Annotated in this window: 15 protein-coding genes; 4 read left to right on the top strand and 11 right to left on the bottom strand. The window is 60.2% G+C overall.

Going from position 1 to position 17,704, the window contains the following annotated elements; genetic code table 11:
- Positions 1 to 30: 30 nt before the first annotated feature.
- The gene (locus ABDZ98_RS01575) at positions 31 to 972 is read right to left on the bottom strand and encodes a glycosyltransferase family 2 protein (RefSeq protein ID WP_237437460.1); all 942 of its coding nucleotides are present in this window, start codon (positions 970 to 972) and stop codon (positions 31 to 33) included.
- A 212-nt stretch (positions 973 to 1,184) separates the two neighbouring features.
- Between ABDZ98_RS01575 and ABDZ98_RS01570 the strand changes: the two genes are divergently transcribed.
- The gene (locus ABDZ98_RS01570; RefSeq protein WP_160590643.1) at positions 1,185 to 1,847 is read left to right on the top strand and encodes a class I SAM-dependent methyltransferase; all 663 of its coding nucleotides are present in this window, start codon (positions 1,185 to 1,187) and stop codon (positions 1,845 to 1,847) included.
- 88 nt (positions 1,848 to 1,935) lie between these two features.
- Here the strand turns inward: ABDZ98_RS01570 and ABDZ98_RS01565 are convergent, their stop codons facing one another.
- The 5 genes from ABDZ98_RS01565 to ABDZ98_RS01545 all read right to left on the bottom strand — a co-directional run bounded on the left by ABDZ98_RS01565 (position 1,936) and on the right by ABDZ98_RS01545 (position 8,541).
- Positions 1,936 to 2,817, bottom strand: coding sequence for a DUF6492 family protein (locus ABDZ98_RS01565; protein ID WP_160590644.1), 882 nt, complete (start codon positions 2,815 to 2,817; stop codon positions 1,936 to 1,938).
- A 3-nt stretch (positions 2,818 to 2,820) separates the two neighbouring features.
- Positions 2,821 to 4,209 (bottom strand): O-antigen ligase family protein, encoded by a 1,389-nt coding sequence (locus ABDZ98_RS01560; protein WP_160590645.1) that lies wholly within the window; start codon positions 4,207 to 4,209, stop codon positions 2,821 to 2,823.
- 55 nt (positions 4,210 to 4,264) lie between these two features.
- On the bottom strand, positions 4,265 to 5,497 hold the full coding sequence (locus ABDZ98_RS01555; protein WP_160590646.1) for a glycosyltransferase: 1,233 nt from the start codon (positions 5,495 to 5,497) through the stop codon (positions 4,265 to 4,267).
- A 165-nt stretch (positions 5,498 to 5,662) separates the two neighbouring features.
- Complete coding sequence (locus tag ABDZ98_RS01550) at positions 5,663 to 7,837, bottom strand: GumC family protein (protein ID WP_237437428.1); 2,175 nt, start codon at positions 7,835 to 7,837, stop codon at positions 5,663 to 5,665.
- Positions 7,838 to 7,851: 14 nt separating this feature from the next.
- The gene (locus tag ABDZ98_RS01545) at positions 7,852 to 8,541 is read right to left on the bottom strand and encodes a polysaccharide biosynthesis/export family protein (protein ID WP_160590648.1); all 690 of its coding nucleotides are present in this window, start codon (positions 8,539 to 8,541) and stop codon (positions 7,852 to 7,854) included.
- A gap of 282 nt (positions 8,542 to 8,823) precedes the next feature.
- Between ABDZ98_RS01545 and ABDZ98_RS01540 the strand changes: the two genes are divergently transcribed.
- Positions 8,824 to 9,402 (top strand): hypothetical protein, encoded by a 579-nt coding sequence (locus ABDZ98_RS01540; protein WP_160590649.1) that lies wholly within the window; start codon positions 8,824 to 8,826, stop codon positions 9,400 to 9,402.
- Here the strand turns inward: ABDZ98_RS01540 and ABDZ98_RS01535 are convergent.
- From ABDZ98_RS01535 to ABDZ98_RS01525, 3 genes are all read right to left on the bottom strand, one after another.
- A complete protein-coding gene (locus tag ABDZ98_RS01535) occupies positions 9,375 to 10,613 on the bottom strand; it encodes a glycosyltransferase family 4 protein (RefSeq protein WP_337190177.1) in 1,239 nt (412 codons plus the stop codon). The genes ABDZ98_RS01540 and ABDZ98_RS01535 overlap by 28 nt on opposite strands.
- A gap of 11 nt (positions 10,614 to 10,624) precedes the next feature.
- Positions 10,625 to 11,890 (bottom strand): nucleotide sugar dehydrogenase, encoded by a 1,266-nt coding sequence (locus tag ABDZ98_RS01530; RefSeq protein ID WP_160590650.1) that lies wholly within the window; start codon positions 11,888 to 11,890, stop codon positions 10,625 to 10,627.
- Between the two features lie 153 nt (positions 11,891 to 12,043).
- A complete protein-coding gene (locus ABDZ98_RS01525) occupies positions 12,044 to 12,916 on the bottom strand; it encodes an acyltransferase family protein (protein ID WP_160590651.1) in 873 nt (290 codons plus the stop codon).
- A 115-nt stretch (positions 12,917 to 13,031) separates the two neighbouring features.
- Between ABDZ98_RS01525 and gmd the strand changes: the two genes are divergently transcribed.
- Positions 13,032 to 14,108: a GDP-mannose 4,6-dehydratase gene (gene gmd / locus ABDZ98_RS01520; RefSeq protein WP_160590652.1), complete on the top strand. Its 1,077-nt coding sequence runs from the start codon at positions 13,032 to 13,034 to the stop codon at positions 14,106 to 14,108.
- Positions 14,108 to 15,037 carry a GDP-L-fucose synthase gene (gene fcl, locus ABDZ98_RS01515; protein ID WP_160590653.1) on the top strand — a complete coding sequence of 310 codons (930 nt, stop codon included), beginning with the start codon at positions 14,108 to 14,110 and terminating at the stop codon, positions 15,035 to 15,037. The genes gmd and fcl overlap by 1 nt, the downstream gene beginning before the upstream one ends.
- Positions 15,038 to 15,048: 11 nt before the next feature.
- Here fcl and ABDZ98_RS01510 read toward each other — a convergent pair whose 3' ends face one another.
- Both ABDZ98_RS01510 and holA read right to left on the bottom strand, forming a co-directional pair.
- The gene (locus tag ABDZ98_RS01510) at positions 15,049 to 16,353 is read right to left on the bottom strand and encodes an exopolysaccharide biosynthesis polyprenyl glycosylphosphotransferase (protein WP_160590654.1); all 1,305 of its coding nucleotides are present in this window, start codon (positions 16,351 to 16,353) and stop codon (positions 15,049 to 15,051) included.
- 273 nt (positions 16,354 to 16,626) lie between these two features.
- Entirely contained in the window at positions 16,627 to 17,661 is a 1,035-nt protein-coding gene (holA, locus tag ABDZ98_RS01505) for a DNA polymerase III subunit delta (RefSeq protein WP_160590655.1), read from the bottom strand.
- Between the last annotated feature and the right edge of the window lie 43 nt (positions 17,662 to 17,704).

Here is a 17,704-nt window from a genome sequence, read left to right as displayed (position 1 = left end):
GCGGGTTCCCCCGGCGCAAGGGCACACCGCCTATGAACTGGTCCTGCGCGGATCAGCCGAGGTGACATAGCCGCGCATCCAGATCCATGGCTGCAGGCCGACTTGCCTGAAGCCGCGCGCCATCCGGGCATATTTCGGCTTGCGCCAGGACATCAACACACCGCCGGCCAGGCGCGTAAGAGCGACCAGCCACAAGGTGGCCAGGCAGGCAAAGGCATAGGCGCCCGAATAATGCTTGCGATAGAAGTGCGCGTTGCCGGTGAACTGGAAGACCATCCGCAATGCGGAGAAACTCTCCCCGCTCCCCACATCGTGGTAGATGCAGCTGCCCGGAACGAAGCCGACCTTGCCGCCCCCCGATTTGACGCGCCAGCAGAAGTCCATCTCTTCCGCGTAAAGGAAGAAGGCGTTGTCCATCCCGCCAAGCTGTTGCCAAAGTGCGGAGCGGACGAGCAGGAATTCGCCGCTCACTGCGTCGACCTCGGCGATTTCGTCTTTGGTCATACCCATTCGTGCCGATGACGCGCGGCCGATCACGCCTTGCCAAAGACTGCCGATGGTCGGGAATTCCAGCGCGGTCAGCGTCTGCGGCTGGCCGTCATCGGTCAGACGCATGCCGCCGAACACAGCATAATCACTGTGCCGCTCCGCCGTTTGGAGGAGGGTGTCGATCGCGCCTTCGCACAGGCGTGTATCGGGGTTGAGCAGCAGCAGCCATTGTCCACGGGCCTGCGCTGCCAGATAATTGTTGGCCTGCGCGAAGCCGACGTTCCCACGGCTTTGCAAGACGCGCACATCGGGGAAGCGGCGGGCAATAAATGCTTCGGAATTGTCCGTACCATTGTTTACGAACAGAACTTCGCAAGAATAGCTGGCGGCTGCTTGCGGTATCGATCCAAGGCACTCCTCAAGATGCTTGAGGGAGTTGTAGCCTACAATCAGGATGCTGACATCGATACCGGCTTCGGTCATTCCTTGTGGAACCTCTAATGCGGCTGCACGATGGACGCGCTCGTAGGATTTATTTTGCAGTGCAGCAACTGAAGAGTTTTGTGCAGTGCAAAAACACACTATGGTGACCGGTAACGATCGGAGTAGTGGATTTGTTCAGGAAACCTAACGAAACCTACGGCAATCATCGCGTGGCGGCGGCGCCTGGAACGCATCAGAAAATTGCCGAGCTGATGCTCCAGCACGTTCCGCTGGACGCCAAGATTCTGGATCTGGGGGCTTACACAGGGGCGTTGATTTCCCGGCTGAGGGCCAACGGATATACCCGCCTTCTGGCTGCCGATCTGGCCAATCACCTGACTGAAAAGGTCGACGACCACTGGGCCTGCGATTTCAATGAGGATTTTTCCGAGGCAATCTCCGAACGCAATTTCGATGCAATTGTCGCCTGCGAGGTGATCGAGCATCTCGACGATCCGCGGGCTTTCCTGAAGCAATGCCGCAAGTTGCTGAAGGATGGCGGCCACGTGGTGATCTCCACACCCAACATCGCCTTCTTCGAAGGTCGCATAAAGTTTGCGCTGACCGGCAATCTGTGGGGCTTCGGAGAGCGTAACTATCGCAGCCAGCGGCATATTTCGCCGATCCAGGAAGGGCAGCTTCCGCTGATGACTGCCGAGTGCGGCTTCGACTGTATTGAAACCACCACGGCAGGCTCGTTCGCCACCCCCATGCGCCGGATGCTGACTGCCCCGATCTGGTTGCCGATGCGAGCAGCTTTCGGCCCCAGGACGCTTGGTGAATCGTTGTTCTGCGTTGCCAGGGCTTCGGCTTCTGCAGATGAGACCGGTTCATCCGGTTCCACCCCCTGGCGGGTTTCAGTTCCGGCGGAGTGATCGTCCTTGCAGTGATGCCTACTGTGGCAGGCCAGAGCTTCCGGGTTCGCCTGACGTTATCTCTGCCTGACGCCAACTCTGCCTGACGTTAGCCTTGAGCCGATTCGTTAGCGGAAAAGCGTTCAAAAATCCGGTCACGCTCCGCCGCAGGCATATGCAGGTTGGACTGGATCAATATCGCCACATGGTGATCGCTGAACCCGGCGATGAAGTCCTCCACACCGGCTGGTGTTGAGAGATCGTGATGCCAGGAACAATGGCAAATCTCGCGATCGGTTGGCGCCACCATGGCCTGATGCGGACCGGGAACCTGCTCGCAGAACACACCGTAAAGAACATATTCGGAGAACCGAAACCGCCCGATCAGCGCCTTGACCCATTGCGAACCGCTGACGTTTTCAATGCGCCTGATCATCGCCCGGACAATTTCCGGCGACCACACCACCGCCTGCGAGATATAGTCAAAGCCCGTGTAGCCGGTTTCCGGCAGCCCGAATGAGCGCAGGCCGATATTGTGCCACTTGTCCGATTGCGCCACGCCGCCCGAAGGATTGTCCGGATTGTGGAACAGGATCACCCGGTCACCGTCAAACACATGCCGGTCTTCTACCGGACGCAGGAACTGGGCGTCACTGTCGACCAGCACGATGGCATCTTCCGTGCACCGGGCGACGAACTGTATCTTCGCCAACTGCTGATAGATCCATCCGCGGACGAGTTTGGCAGGCGGAGCCCACCACAGCCTCCTGCCCATGAATTCGAACTCATGGAATCCCGGCAGAAGTTCGCTGCAATCGACGATGATCCGGCGCTCGGACTTGAAGCGGCTGAACAGTTCCAGATCGCTGTGGTCGATGAGGACATAATGCCGGCGATCGGGCATGTGCTCATCTATCGTTGCACATAGTTTCTCGAATTCGGGAAGATCATTCCGGAAGGTCTTGGTGAGCAGGGAAAAGTCCTTGGCCATCTGCTAAACCCTGCCAGCAATTCGGGTGCTGGCATATGCTGGCGAAGCCCCCGAAGGCTCCGCGCCGTTTCTGATTGGCAGTGACCGAACCCGCTGGGTCCCCAGACTCACTGACAGGCCTGCAAGAAGGTACATCCAGCTGACGACGCCTTCCCAGATGTGCACAGTGACCCCGCAAAAGGCGAAGGCTGTCAAAGCGATTGCGGTTGCATATCCGGTGTTGCGATCCTCACTGGATACGTTGGAATTGTTCTTCACAGCCTCGAAGATGCCGCCGAATACCACCATCAGCACCGCAAAGCCGAGAGGAAAGCCATGACGCATCGTGATGGCGAGCCAGAATGCGTCAATGGTCGGATCGAACATCCAGTCCGGTCGATGCCAGTCACGCACGCCTATTCCAAAGATTGGATTGTTCAAGGCTTCCGCGCCAGCATAATTCCAGATCAGCAGTCGGTAATAGCCGCTGCCGGGGTCAAGCGTCAGATAGCGGATAGCGACCGACAGAATACCACTCTCGGATACAACACTGGTCAGCAAGAGCATCAGCATGATGTAAAACGCCGCAATCGTCAGGGCAGGAATCTGAAAATGACGACGGATGAGCAGTAGCGAAATCAACCCCACGCCCAGGATGGCAGCCAAAACCGCTGCGGAACTGAAGGTGAAGATACCACATGCGGCCGCTATCAAACCGAGCACTCGAACCCGATTGTTGCGCGCGCCAAACCATGCCAGCGGTATCAACGAAGACATGATGACGCCTGCCACGATCGGGTGTGCGAAGGGCCCCATGGCGCGCGTCAATCCGAAACGCGGCTTGCTGTAGAAATATGCCGGGAGGTTGCCGAACAATTCCCCCACAAATGGCCGTAACAAGGTGCGATTGGCTATGCTCTCTGCCGCAAGAATAGCCGCGACCGCCAGAAGTCCTGGTATAAGACAGGCGAAAAATGTCCGGAAATCGTGGTAGCTGCGGATCGCTGCACGGCCGGCTATATAGGCGAAGGCAAGGTCGATCAGCTGGGACACCCCGACGATCAGCGCGTCTTCCACGGTATCCATGACAAGCAGCGACAGCACGAACCACAGGCTTGCGAGACCCGCAAACAGATCGACGATCGAGAAGCGGACCGGGTCCTTGATAAGGGAGCGAATGACCCAGGGCAGGACGAGTATCATCATGACCCGCCATGGGAACAGGTTTGCGCCGACAACATCGACACTCATTTCCTTGGGCAACAGGCAGCTGTAACCAACAAGAATTGCCGGCCACAGGCGTGCCGGAATCCGCTCCCTGATTTTCCTGCCAATGGCGGGCCTGGCTGCCACTGCTCCGTTGTTGCTCGCCCCGCCGCTCATTGGCCTGCTGTTCATTGCCCCGTTGCTCATTGCGCCGCCTGCCAAGCCTGATGCCCGGAAGGCGAGGGGAGGTCTCGAAGCCTGCTCATCGTGCCATCACTGCCTGAGTGACCGCAGCGGCGAAGGACTGGCCGATCTGCGCACGGGTAAATCGGCGCGCTGCTGGCGATTGCTGCCATTGTGCCAATTCCCCTTTGAGTTCAGCCTGGTGGTCAATAATGGTGCGCATAGCCGCGGCGATCGACGCAGGATCGCCTGCATCTGCTGCAATAGCGAAATTGCAGCCTTCAAAATAGCCGTCAATCGCGGCCCCGCGCGGATAAATCACCGGCAGGCCGGCGAAAAGCGCCTCCACAAACACCATTCCGAAGCTCTCTCGCAACGAGGGCAGGAGAAAACCCGCAAACCCGTTGAGAAAAGGCCCGAGTTCCTCGCGCCCTATCGGCCCATCGAAGGTGATATTGGGCAGGTTCTTCGCGGCCTTGCGGCACAGCTCAACCTGACGCGGGCTACCGCCGCCTCGCACGGAAAGACGGGTTTTCGGCCCCACGTCCGACAGCAATTGCATGGCTGCGACCATGCCTTTGAGGTTCTTGCGGACGTGGCTTCTGAGATGGAAGACCGAAACGAAGCCATCGCCGCCCAATTGCGGGTCCATCGGGCGGTCAATGTCGGTTGCGCAGGGCAACATCTGGACCGGGCCGTGACGCTTGCCGAACTGCTGTTCGAATGCGGTAAGCGTCCACGGGGCCAGCGGAAAGACCACAGCGGCTTCATGGAAAATGCGCGCAAACGTCCCGGCAAGGTCCGGGCGCGCCTTGAGGATCTTGAGGTCCGTGTCGCCCATGATCCCCACTGCGAACGGCCGCCCGAGACGTTCTGCAACGTGCCGGGCAACGATGCCTTCCACGGTCAGCTTGTGACCTATCACCAGGTCCGGGACCGGACCGGCCTGCTGTTGTGCGCAAATCCTCTCGGCGAGGTCCAGCAGGCATGTCTGGTGGTAGATACCGCGCGCGGGCGCCTGATATCTCAGGCACTTGCCGTAGGGAAAGTCATGCTGTTCGACCCGGCAGGGCGGGCGGCCCCAATGGGCCAGCGTGCGGGCAGCGAAAGGGAGAAGAGCTGGGCTGACCCTGTTCAGAGAGATCACCTCGTGCTGAAACTGGTGTTGTGTCAGATCAACCAGCCATCGCACCGCTTTGGTCTTGGATTCCTCGATCGGATCCGGAAAATCGGCCGAAATATGAAGGATTCTGGAGCCTGACGGCCGGTCATCAGCGGGCTTGAGGACGCTGAACGCATCCAGGGCGTTCATCTTGAACCCCCGTGAGCATGGAGAGCGTCGATCTGCGGCGGCTGGGATCCGGCATCAGTGCCCTCCCCGCGCAGTATCGAACAGGCTCTCGCCTTCACCTCGTGGAGCATGGCCGCCCGTCCCGATCGGATATCCCGAGGATGACTTGCGGCAGCCAGCTGCACGCTAGTCGCCAGCCTTGCCGTAGCTGTAATATTCGTACTGGTACGCGTAATTATCGCCAGCATCCAGCGCCCGATATTTGGTCAGCAATGCACCAAGAATGGGTGCCCTGGCGTCATTCAGGCGGCGGATAGCGGCGCGCGCCTGCCTGCTGTGAATGTTGTTGGCCTCCACGACAACGACAACGCCATCGACATAACGCGACAGCAAGGGTGCATCGGCGATCCCCAGGATCGGCGAGCCGTCGAGAATGATGACATCATAGGCCTGCCGACATTTATCCAGGAATTCGCCAGTCAGACCCGACGAAAGTATCTCGATCGGATTGGACGGAAGAGTGCCGATTGGCAGGATATCAAGGTTCTTGACGACGTCCTTCACCACGGTCTGGTCGAGCGAAGCGTTGCCGTAGATCACTTCGACCACGCCAGCGTCACGGCGTGGCAGATCAAACACCTTGGCCACAGCGGGACGCCGCAAATCCATATCGACCAGCAACACCCGCTTGCCGATACCGGCATATTTGCGGGCGAGCGCGGTTGAGCTGGTGGTCTTGCCTTCAACCGCCTGCCCGCTGGTGACCAGGATAACAGGATGGGGAATGTCCCTGATCGCATAATCCAGCGTCGCCCGGAGCGAGGCATAAGACTCGCTGAGCGGGCTGAATGTATCCGTGACCGCCTCCTGCACGTCGCCGGAAACGTCCGGGGTAGTGCCCAGCGGGCGCAGACCCAGCTTGCGCTCGACATCCTCGATGTTGCGCAGTCGGTCATCGAGGAATTCGCGCAGGATTGCGACAACCACGGCAAGACCAATTCCCAGGATCAGGGCCACCAGCAGATTCTGGCTCAGGTTCGGTGCCGAAGGTGCCCCAGGCACCATTGCCCGATCGAGGATTGTCGCCTCGCGCGCCTGAATGTTTGACGCGGCGGAGATATCGTTGAAACGATCCAGCAGTGCCGCCATTTGATCGCGATAGGACTGCACCTCGCGTTCGATGACGTTATAGGCAACGCGGCTATCCTGCTCATCGAGCGTCAGACCGGCAACCCGCTCCAGCTCGCCCCCAAGCGCGGACTCTTGCCGCTGGGCGATTTCGTACTGCCGACGGATACCGGCCTTGATGTCAGCCGCGGCACTGTCGATCTGTTGCTGGAGAACTTCGGTCCGTACAATAAGCTCCCGCACCTCGGGATAGTCATCGCGATAGCGCTCACGCAGAGTTGTAAGCTGGCTGAGCAGCTCTGCCCGCTGCGCCTGCAGGGACAAAACGGTGGCGTTCTGCTGAATCTCGGGAAGCTGCCCGGCAGGGACATTGGCAATTGCCAGCCAGCGCTGTTGCGCGGCGATCCGGGCAGACCGGGTCTGGGCATATACCGTATTGGCTGCGGACAGGTTGGAGGCGGAGACGGTCGACGCGGCGGGGCCTTCCCCATCATCGGATGCTGGCGAGCCAAATATACGGTTGTTGCGCGCATAATTATTGGCGCGCTGCTCGGCATCCTGCAGCTGCTCGCGCACACTTACGATCTGTTCCTGAAGATATTCGCGGGCGTACTGGTTGGCCGCCATCGACCGGGTGAGATCGTAAGCGAGGAACGCGTCGGCATAACCATTGGCGATCTGCGCCGCGATTGCGGGATCGCGCGAGGTGTAACTGATCGTCATCACCCGGTTTTCAAGCGGCACAGCGACCTCGACTTCGGACATTATCGTCTCGACAGCCGCGTCCTTCGCCATATCGCCGGAGGCTACTGTGACACCCTCGTCCAGCACAGATTCCATGAAGCTCTGGTTGCTGGTCAGCCCCAGTTCGTCGACAACCGCCATGCCGACATTCCGGCTGCGAATAACCGCCGCCATCGTCTCCATGTACCGGGTGATATCGTTCGACGCGATGCTCGTTCCAGTCAGCTCCTGCCCTTCAATGATGGCCTGCTGATTGGGTTCGATCTGCATGGTGACAGATGCGCGGTAGGTCGCCGGTGTGAGCAGGGTGTAGACAAAGGCCCCCAGCATAACGAGGGCGACGACCCCGATGAGCACATAGCGCTGGCGCCAGAATATTCCGCGAATGTCCGCGAGATTGATTTGAGCCAGCGCCGGCTGTGCCGCAGCAAACTCTTCAGATCGACCCGCATTGGCATGGCCTTGGCCGGGAGCATATTCCTGCATCATGGCTCCTTGGTGCCTCAAATATTCATGTTGGTGAAAATGGCGAACACCGGAAGCGCGCGCAGCGCATCCTGCCAGAGTTGCGAGAGCCCGTCCGTGCCCACCACTATTCGGTCACCAGGCTGCAAGACCGGGTCAAGCATGGTGCCCGATTGCACCGCAGCATAATCGAACTTGGCGACCATCAGGCCTTCGGGCGTGCGCCGGAATACCGCCAGATTATTGGCATCGGCCACGCGCGATGTGCCCGCGGCCAGCGCAATGGCGCCAGACAGGCGAGTGCCGGGCTGGAATTCGAACAACCCGGCCCGCGTTACCGCGCCCTCCACCGTGACCATGTGCGAGCCATATTTCAGCACGTTGACCGAAACGTTGGGATCGCGAAGGAAACGTGCACCCAGAAGCTGTTCCACCCGCTGTTCCAGCTGGTGCGCCGTCAGCCCCGCCGCATCAACGGCACCTACAAGTGGCAGTGAGACTTTTCCGTCAGCCGAAAGCGGCATGGAATCGAGTGACAAATCTTCCTCACGGAAGACAGTAATGCTGATGACGTCCGCCGGCCTGAGAATATAGTCTGATGCAACATCGGCCGAATAGCCCGTCTGCCCCAAAGCAGTCACAGGGGTGGTGGATGCGATGCCAGGGGAGATTTGCGGGCCCCCGCCGCAGCCGCCAATCAACAGGATTGCGCCGAGCCCGGCCATCATGGAACCCAGTCGTTTCGAAAGCCTAATCTGCGGTAATTCGATCACGCTCTGCCCCGTATCAAACTGGTTTGAACTGCCTTGGCTTAGCGGTAGAGTTCCTGGGCAACAACCCGTATTGTGCGATTGCGGCCTATTTTGGTGCATTGCAGCAAAATGTCATCAGTTCTATCCTTCGATCCGACATTGGATCGACGATATTGTGCATTTGAGTACCGTATCTCACCCGGATGTCAGTTTGGGCTGATGGCATGATGGCCGGATTTTTGAAGGAGTGCGAACGCCATGTTAGGTCTGATCGCCGTGGGGCTGTACGCAGCAGTGGCCCTGGCGGCCATGGGCGCGGCGCTCGCCGGGCATTTTGGCAAGCGCCCCTGGAAAGACGGTGCCGCGTGGATTTTTGCCTCAATTTTCATGCTTTTGCTGGCAGCGATGAGGCTGACCAATGCCGAGGATCGCATTCGGCAGTTCCTGCGCGTAATGATCAAGGCAAATGGCGAGTATGGCCATCGCTGGGAATATCAGGCGCCATTGACGGCAATTGTGGTCGTCCTTGCGGCGGCAGGACTTGTGGCGGCTTTCTATCTGGTAAAGCGATGGCAACGGCAGGGGAAAGAGCTGAGCCAAACGGTCATCGCGCAGCTGGCAATGCTTGGATTTGTTCCGCTGTTCGGCCTGCGGATCGTGTCGCTACACCTTACCGACCGCCTGCTTTACGCAGGACCGCTGCGCCTCAACTGGCTAATCGATATCGGACTTACGCTGACCATCGGTGGCGCCGCCATCCTGTACATATTGCACTGCAAAAGAGGCGCGCACGCTGACGCGAGGCGCACTCAGGGGCGGCGAAGGGCGCGGCGATAGGCTGCGATCAGCGGATCGACCTGATGCAGCCAGCTGAGTTCTTCCTGCACGCGCTTGCGGCCAAAACTGCCCATCGCGTCGCGCTGCGCGGGATCATCCAGCAATTGGACGATTTTTTCGGCCATATCGACCGGATCGTTCGCCCTGGCATAGAGTGATGCGTCCTGGGCGGAAAAGCGCCCCTCGGTCACGTCGAACTGAACCATGGCTTTGCCCAGAGACATGTATTCCATGATCTTGTTCATGGTCGACTTGTCATTCATCGCATTGACGCGGTCCGGGTTGACGCCGATGTCCATTGTGGAGAGCACTTCGAACAGGTCCTGATCGGGCGCGCGGCCGGTGAAATGGACCCATTCCTCCAGCTGCTTTTCACGCACCAGGGCCTTGAGTTTCTCCAGGCTGGGACCGCCGCCCACAAGCGTAAACTGGATGTCCGTGCGGCCCTTTTCGCGCACCAGCCACTCGGCACAATCGATCAGCAGGTCGATGCCTTCCTGATCCCCCATCACGCCGACATAGCCCACCATGAAGCGCTTGCCGCGCTTCCAGCTATCGACCGGCTCAACGCGCTTGAGACGGGACAGATCGGGACCTGAACGCACCACAAAGACCTTGTCCGGGTCCATTCCGCCGCGCTCTATCGCAATCTTGCGATAGGACTGGTTGGTGGCCATCGAGACATCCGCCGATTTGAAGTTCAGCTTTTCGAACAGCACCATCAGTTTCCAGAAAAAGCCGCGCCTGCCAAACTTCGCTTCGTAAAGCTCTGGATTGATATCGTGGTGATCGAAGATGTATTTCACGCCCAGCAGCTTGAACGGCAGCGCCACCAGAAAGATCAGGTCGGGCGGATTGCAGCCCTGGATCACATCGATCCCGCGCTTGAAGTAGATTGTCCACGCCAGCACCGTTTCCCAGAACAGCGCCGCGCCATATTCCAGCAGGAAACCCAGCGCCCCTTCAGCCTCTATCGGCAGCGGATGGCGGTGGATGTGGACGCCTTCGATTTCCTCGTAGCGCTTTTCATAGCCCTTGCCGGTGGGGCAGATGACCGACACCGTCGCCCCGGCCGCTTTCAGCGTGCGCGCTTCCTGCCACACGCGGCGATCAAACGGCAGGGGCAGGTTCTCCACCACGATCAGGACACTTTTGCCGGCCAGCGGCTGCCCCTCAATATGCGTGGGGAATTCAAAATCGTCGCCAGTCACAGCCCCACCGGTCAAGCGATGACACTCAGATTGATGACCGGCGTTGCGCCTGTATCCAGCGTATCGATCAGCCGGTTGGTGGCGATGATGCGCGCATAGGCGCCGCTCTCTGCCTGCGCCTTGTCCACCAGCAGGTTCTCTATCGAGGGCAGGAAGGCAAAGGCATAGCCAAGGTTCTGCCCCACCAGCATTTCCGGCTTCAGCCCCGGATCATACACATCGAGGTCGAAGCCTGCATCGATCAGCTTGCGCGCCATGTCCACCGCCGGACTTTCGCGCAGATCATCCGTCTCGGCCTTGAACGACAGGCCGGCCAGCAGCACTTTTGCGCCCGGTTCAAGACCCTGCGTCGCCTTCTGGAACTGATGGTGCTTATGCGCTTCATTACTGCGCAGCAGCGAATCCACCAGATGCGTGTTGGCGCCGATGTCAGCGGCGATATATTGCAGGGCGCGCACGTCCTTTGGCAGGCACGATCCGCCAAATGCCCCGCCCGGACGCGTGTAATAGGGCGAGATGTTGAGCTTGGTATCGCTGACGAAAATCTGGTGCACCTGCTGCGCCGAGATATCGAGGTTCTGGCACACGCGGCCGATCTCATTGGCGAAGGCGACCTTCACCGCATGCCAGGTGTTATCGACGAACTTGGTCACTTCGGCTTCGCGAATGCCAACATGGAAGACCGGCGCATCGATCCCTTCATGGAGCTTTTCCATGTTTGCAGAAGGGGTCCCGTCCAGCGTGCCGAGCACGATCTTGGGCGGATCGAAATAATCGGCGATGGCGGTCGCTTCGCGCAGGAATTCGGGATTGTAGACCAGTTCCACCACCTGCCCCACCGCATCGCCGAACCGGGCCTGAAAGATCGGCAGAATGATCTGCTCCATCGTGCCCGGCCGCATGGTGGAGCGATAGGCCACCGTCAGCGGAGTGGCACGGTCAGCCTTGAGCGCGGCGGCGATCGAGCGGGTGACCTGCGCGATATAGCTCATGTTGTGTGCGCCATCCACACCGCTGGGCGTGCCCACGCAAATGATCGCAATATCGCAGTCATCCAGCTCTGCCCCGGCATCGCGCAGGGCGTAAAGCCGTCCTTCGCGCCGGGCCTTGGCCATCAGCTCGTCCAGGCCCGGTTCGCGGACGGGCGATTGCCCGGCATTGATCGCGGCGACCTTGCCCTCGCTCACGTCGATTCCAACGACGGTATGCCCCTGGCTGGTGATGCAGCCGGCCGCTGTGCAGCCAACGTAACCCATTCCGAAAATTGCTATTTTCAAGATATCTCCGCGCCCGGATAATCCGGCATAGCGCGCGGCCTGAAACGCCCCGCAGGCGATCTTCTACGGTCTTGTACGTAGGTTCCGCAAGGTTTTATTGCACCGCACAATAATGCCGGGTCGCCCGGCAAGGACTGGCCCCGGAAAGGACTGTCAAAGCACTCTTTGCGCCGGGCGAATGTACTTGCGCGCAAACCACACCCCGGCGAGCGATGCCAGAAACGTGGCACATACGGTCAGCAGCTGATGCTCCCCCAGAATGCGGTTGAAGACGGCGAGCGCGAGCAGGTGGACCAGATAGACCCCGTACATGCAATCCGAGATCGGGCGAACGTTCAGGCGCAGCTGCGGCAACACCAGCGCCGCGATCAGCGACCCGCCGCCAACCAGATAGACAGTGCTGACGCCGGGGACCTGCCACAAGGCGCTCAGCAACAGGGCCAGTGCCAGAACCAGATAGGTCGGGCGCGTCCTGCCTGCCGCCATCGCGGACCCGAGCGCCAGACCGATGAACACCGCCGGCATGGCGTGAATCCACTGGGGCACAGGTGCATCGAAGCCGTTCATCGCCGATCGCCACCAGGGAACCGTGGCCAGCGAAACCAGCGCCAGCAGCACGGAGGCCAGCAACATGGTCCGCGCGCTGATGGCTCGTTTTATCGATCCCACCAGCACAAGCACGGTGAAGATAAACGGCAGGAACCACAGATGAGCTCCTGTACCCATGAGAACCGCGTTCAGCGGTGGAAGATCGGGATCGAGGGCACGGCCCTTCACAACCAGATTCAGCACGCCATAAATCACCAGCCAGAACGCCCAGGGCACCAGCAGCTTCTGGGCAAGAGTGCCCGCACCGGACTTCCGATCCCCGCTTGACGCTTCAAACAGGCAGGACATCGCGACGAATACGATCAGTCCGGCATAGCCAACCTCCGCACCTGGCGCGCCTGCATGAAACTGGACGATGCCGAAGGCAGCAGCGATGCGGAGCAGTTCGACATTCTGATTGCGTGTCTTCGCGGCCATGGACTGGTCCTTTCGAAATTCAGCGAATCGAGCAGCTTCGCGTTTACATTGAGTAACATCTTGCCACCATGCAGCCCGCTGGCTTAGGCGCGGTGCGGGTTTTGTGGAGTATGGAATGAGCAACAGTGGAAATGGCAAGCGCGCGCTGATCACGGGCGTGACCGGTCAGGACGGTGCCTATCTTGCGCATCTGCTGCTTGAAAAGGGTTATGAGGTGCACGGCCTCAAGCGCCGGTCTTCCTCTTTCAACACCGGCCGGATCGAGGATATCTATCAGGACCCCCATGTCGATAACCAGCGCTTCCACCTGCATTATGGCGACCTGACCGATTCCACCAATCTGATCCGCATCGTGCAGGAAGTGCAGCCGACCGAGATCTATAACCTAGCCGCGCAGAGCCATGTGGCAGTCAGCTTCGAAACCCCCGAATACACTGCCAACGCCGATGCCATCGGCACTCTGCGGCTGCTGGAGGCCATGCGTATTCTGGGGTTGGAAAAGAGCTGCCGCTTCTATCAGGCATCGACATCGGAGCTGTACGGGCTGGTGCAGGAAGTGCCGCAGCGAGAGACCACGCCGTTCTATCCGCGCTCACCCTATGGGGCGGCCAAGCTTTATGCCTACTGGATCACGGTGAATTACCGCGAGGCCTATGGCATGCATGCCAGCAACGGCATCCTGTTCAACCATGAAAGCCCGCTGCGCGGAGAGACATTCGTGACCCGCAAGATCACCCGCGCGGCGGCGGCAATCAGTCTCGGGCGGCAGGAAAAGCTCTACCTCGGCAATCTCGATGCCCGGCGCGACTGGGGACATGCCAGGGAATATGTCCGCGGCATGTGGATGATGATGCAGCAGGATGAGCCGGACGACTTTGTGCTGGCAACCGGAGAGACCACCTATGTGCGCGATTTCGTGCGCTGGGCGTTCGAGGACGCGGGCATTCCCATCGAATTTCGCGGGGAGGGCGTGGACGAGAAGGGCTATGCGCTGGGCGATGGCCGACTGCTGATAGAGATCGATCCGCGCTATTTCCGCCCGACCGAGGTTGAACTGCTGATCGGCGATCCGTCCAAGGCGCACCAGAAGCTCGGCTGGCGGCATGAGACTTCGGTCAGGGAACTGGCCCGCGAAATGGTCGAGGCAGATCTGCAGATCATGCGTGAGGCCCCCATTGCCGAGTATGACTGATGTATCAGCTGGCCGGTAAGCGCGTCTATGTCGCCGGGCATCGCGGGATGGTGGGATCGGCCATCGTGCGGCGGCTGGCACAGGAAAACTGCGAGCTGCTGACATCTCCGCGCGAGGTCGACCTGCGCGAGCAGGCGGCGGTGCGCGAATGGTTTGCCGCCAACCGGCCCGATACGGTGGTGGTCGCTGCGGCAAAGGTCGGCGGCATTCTGGCCAATGACAGCTATCCGGCGCAGTTCCTCTATGACAACCTGATGATAGAGGCGAATGTCATCGATGCCGCCCATCGCAGCGGCGCGCAGAAACTGCTCTTCCTCGGCTCATCCTGCATCTATCCCCGCATGGCGCCGCAGCCGATCCCGGAAGAGGCCTTGCTGACCGGCCCGCTGGAACCGACCAATGAATGGTATGCGATCGCCAAGATCGCCGGGATCAAGCTGTGTCAGGCCTACCGGCGGGAATATGGCTGCGATTTCATCAGCGCCATGCCCACCAACCTGTATGGCCCGGGCGATAATTTCGACCTCACCTCCAGCCATGTGCTGCCCGCCCTGATCCGCAAGGCGCATGAGGCAAAGGTGGCGGGCGCACCTTCAATCGAGATCTGGGGCAGCGGAACGCCGCGGCGCGAATTCCTGCATGTGGACGATCTGGCCGATGGCTGCATCTTCCTGCTGAAGAATTATTCCGGCGAGGAGCACATCAACCTGGGATCGGGCAAGGACCTGCCGATCATCGAACTGGCGCAGCTGGTGTGTGACGTGGTCGGATTTGAAGGCCAGATCACCAAGGATACCAGCAAGCCCGATGGCACACCGCGCAAATTGATGAGCGGTGACAGGATCGCAAAGATGGGCTGGGCTCCGCGCATTTCCCTGCGCGCCGGGATCGAGGATGCCTATCGCGCCTTTCTGGAGCAGCAGGCCTGAGGGGTCGGGTCCTAGAAAGCGCGGTGGTGCACCAGCACGCTGAGGGTGGAGAGGACGATCTTCACATCGCCCCACAGGCTCCAGCTGTTCATATATTCAAGGTCGGCCTGCAGGCGGTTGGCCAGGTCGACTTCGCGATCCGTCGCGCCGCGAAAGCCGCGAACCTGCGCCAGGCCGGTGATACCGGGGCGCAGCGAATGGCGCTGCCAGTACTTGCGATCGACCTGCCAGAACATCTTCTTGCCGGCCAGCGATCCCAGCGCATGCGGACGAGGGCCGACTATGCTCATGTCTCCGCGCAGGACGTTGATCAGCTGTGGCAGCTCATCCAGGCTGGTGCGCCGCATGATGCGGCCGATGCGGGTGACCCGGTCATCATCCCTGGAGGCTGAGAGCGCGCCATCGGCATCGGCCTTTGCCTCGCGCATGCTGCGAAATTTGAAGATGTCGAAAAACTGGTTGCCGCGCCCCATGCGCCTCTGCATGAAGAACACAGGGCCGCCATCTTCCAGCTTGATGGCCAGCGCGCACAGCAGCATCAGCGGCGACAGGAGAATCAGGCCAAGCAGGGAAGAGATCACGTCGAATGCACGCTTGGTTGCGCGCGAACGCAAGCCCAGATGTCCGGACGAGACCAGCAAGGCGGAAACCTGCGCCTGATCGTGATGGATCACCCCGAGTGCGCCAATTTCCCGCGCGAATTCGCTGATCACCTCGCCATGGATGCCCGACCCCTTGAGCACCTCGGCCCAGCCAAGCCGCTCCGAAATCTTGCAGCTGACGATCACCTCGTCCATGTTTTGCAGATATTTCGCCAGGCGATCCAGCGCGACCGGATCGGTAATATCGGGGCTGAGGCCATGCTCATCGGCCCGCACGCGGTAAAGGTGCGGGATGTTGACCTGCGGCCCGCCCGCTTCGATCAGCAGGCGGTTGGTGGCGCTGGGCCCCCAGCGGCTGGTGATCCAGCGCGACACGCCATAGCGGAACGCCGTCATGCCAATCGCGGTCAGCATCATCCCTGCGGCAAATACGACGCGGGAAAACTCGGCATTCATCTTGGCAAAGAATGCGAAGAAATTGAGCAGCAATGCCGATATCAGCATGGCGCCAATCGCCCGCGCGCTCGATTTGCGCCACTCCGTCAGGCCGCCGCGCGAATAGGTTGCGTTGTAGAATGCAATCGTCTGGAACAGCGGCAGAAGCAGATATGCGGCGAGCATCGCATCGTTGTTCAGCCCGTTGGTTTCGTAAATCTCCACCGCCAGCGCAAAGCAGCCCAGCATGATGAAAACATCGGCCAGAAGCTGGACCATATAGACCTGCAGCCGTCGACGTTCCAGCGAGGAGGCAAGGCCGTTTTTGGGTGGGCGCGGCAGGCGCCTCTCATCCGACGGGACAAAAGCGGATATATCCTCTGCCGTCAGCGCAGCATCGGCTTGTGTAGCCTGGGTCTGTGCGGCTGAAATATCCATTACTTCCGTCGATACCCCCAGAGCAGTATGGCTACGGAGTAATACCTATACCAGCGACAACTATTGCAGACCAGCCGATATTGCATCTGCAATATTGCAAATGCGAAAGAATGATCAGCGGTGTGGCGCGGCGAACCTGGCGATCTGGGTAAGTGACTGACGAAGGATCAGATCCGCGTTCTGGCTGTTGCCAAGCAATGCAGCATGCATATCCGCCAGTCGCGGCACCAGTCGTTCCAGCTTCTTACTGGGCCAGCGCCGCAGCTGAACACTCAAATCCCGCTTGTCCCGAAAGAACACACGCTGACGGTCAAGCACTGCGCCGATATCGCTGCCCGGCTCCAGCTTGGCGGCCAGCGACGCCAGCTGCGCCGCGCGCCGTTCCAGCGCCAGCGCCACGCCCACGGGATTGAGCCCGACGTGCTGCATTCGCTCAAGTTCGGCCGGCAGCTTGCGCACTTCGCCGGAAAGGACGGCGTTGACCAGCGGCATGAAGCCGTCTTCCTCGGTCCTGGCGCCAATCAGCTCAAAAGCTTCACCATCGGCCAGCTTGGGCGACTGCGGCGATGCGTCAAGAAACAGCGCCAGCTTGTCGACTTCCGATTGCGCCAGCCGCACATCCAGCCCGGCGGCGCGGGCAATCTGTTCGGCCAGATCGCCGCCCAGCCGCAGGCCTGCCGCATCGGCCATGGTGCGCACCTCTGCCGTAACGGTGCGAAGATCGGGCGCATAGAACATCGCCACCAGCCCATCATCGCGGCCGATCAGGAGCTTGGCGGAACGCGATTTGTCGGTTGCCGATGTGGCGACGATGAAGATCGGGCAGGCGCCGCTGGTCTCTCCCAGATCGGCCATTTCGAGGAAGGACTTGATCGCATCATGCGTCTCCTCCCCCGCTGCGCGCACCATGATGTGGCGCGTTGTGCCGAACAGCGATGTTGACCTCGCCTCGTCCACCAGGCGCACCGGATCGGACCGCAGATCCCCCCCGCTCAGCTCGATTCGTTCTCCGGGATCGGGCAGCATGGCGACCATTCTGGCCGCGGCGGCAGAGGCCCCGGCTTCATCCGGGCCACAGAAGAAGGCAATCGCGCAATTCCCGGCTGCGCGCTGCGCCACTGCCAGGAAATCACGCTGGGTTGCCTTCATGCCTGAAACACCTTCACAGCTGAAACACCTTCACGCCCATCAA

Source organism: Alteraurantiacibacter aestuarii (genome assembly GCF_039523595.1).
GTDB lineage: Bacteria > Pseudomonadota > Alphaproteobacteria > Sphingomonadales > Sphingomonadaceae > Alteraurantiacibacter > Alteraurantiacibacter aestuarii.
The sequence above is the reverse complement of the archived record's forward strand: the minus strand, read 5'-3'. Positions and strand labels throughout refer to the sequence as shown.

Coding starts and splice junctions, on each gene's coding strand:
- ABDZ98_RS01545 (WP_160590648.1), bottom strand. CDS start 8,541: ATGATGGCCGGGCTCGGCGCAATCCTGTTGATTGGCGGCTGCGGCGGG.
- fcl (WP_160590653.1), top strand. CDS start 14,108: ATGTATCAGCTGGCCGGTAAGCGCGTCTATGTCGCCGGGCATCGCGGG.
- gmd (WP_160590652.1), top strand. CDS start 13,032: ATGAGCAACAGTGGAAATGGCAAGCGCGCGCTGATCACGGGCGTGACC.
- ABDZ98_RS01510 (WP_160590654.1), bottom strand. CDS start 16,353: ATGGTCCAGCTTCTGGCCGATGTTTTCATCATGCTGGGCTGCTTTGCG.
- ABDZ98_RS01550 (WP_237437428.1), bottom strand. CDS start 7,837: ATGATGCAGGAATATGCTCCCGGCCAAGGCCATGCCAATGCGGGTCGA.
- ABDZ98_RS01555 (WP_160590646.1), bottom strand. CDS start 5,497: ATGAACGCCCTGGATGCGTTCAGCGTCCTCAAGCCCGCTGATGACCGG.
- holA (WP_160590655.1), bottom strand. CDS start 17,661: ATGAAGGCAACCCAGCGTGATTTCCTGGCAGTGGCGCAGCGCGCAGCC.
- ABDZ98_RS01570 (WP_160590643.1), top strand. CDS start 1,185: ATGCTCCAGCACGTTCCGCTGGACGCCAAGATTCTGGATCTGGGGGCT.
- ABDZ98_RS01575 (WP_237437460.1), bottom strand. CDS start 972: ATGACCGAAGCCGGTATCGATGTCAGCATCCTGATTGTAGGCTACAAC.
- ABDZ98_RS01540 (WP_160590649.1), top strand. CDS start 8,824: ATGTTAGGTCTGATCGCCGTGGGGCTGTACGCAGCAGTGGCCCTGGCG.
- ABDZ98_RS01560 (WP_160590645.1), bottom strand. CDS start 4,209: ATGAGCAACGGGGCAATGAACAGCAGGCCAATGAGCGGCGGGGCGAGC.
- ABDZ98_RS01565 (WP_160590644.1), bottom strand. CDS start 2,817: ATGGCCAAGGACTTTTCCCTGCTCACCAAGACCTTCCGGAATGATCTT.
- ABDZ98_RS01525 (WP_160590651.1), bottom strand. CDS start 12,916: ATGGCCGCGAAGACACGCAATCAGAATGTCGAACTGCTCCGCATCGCT.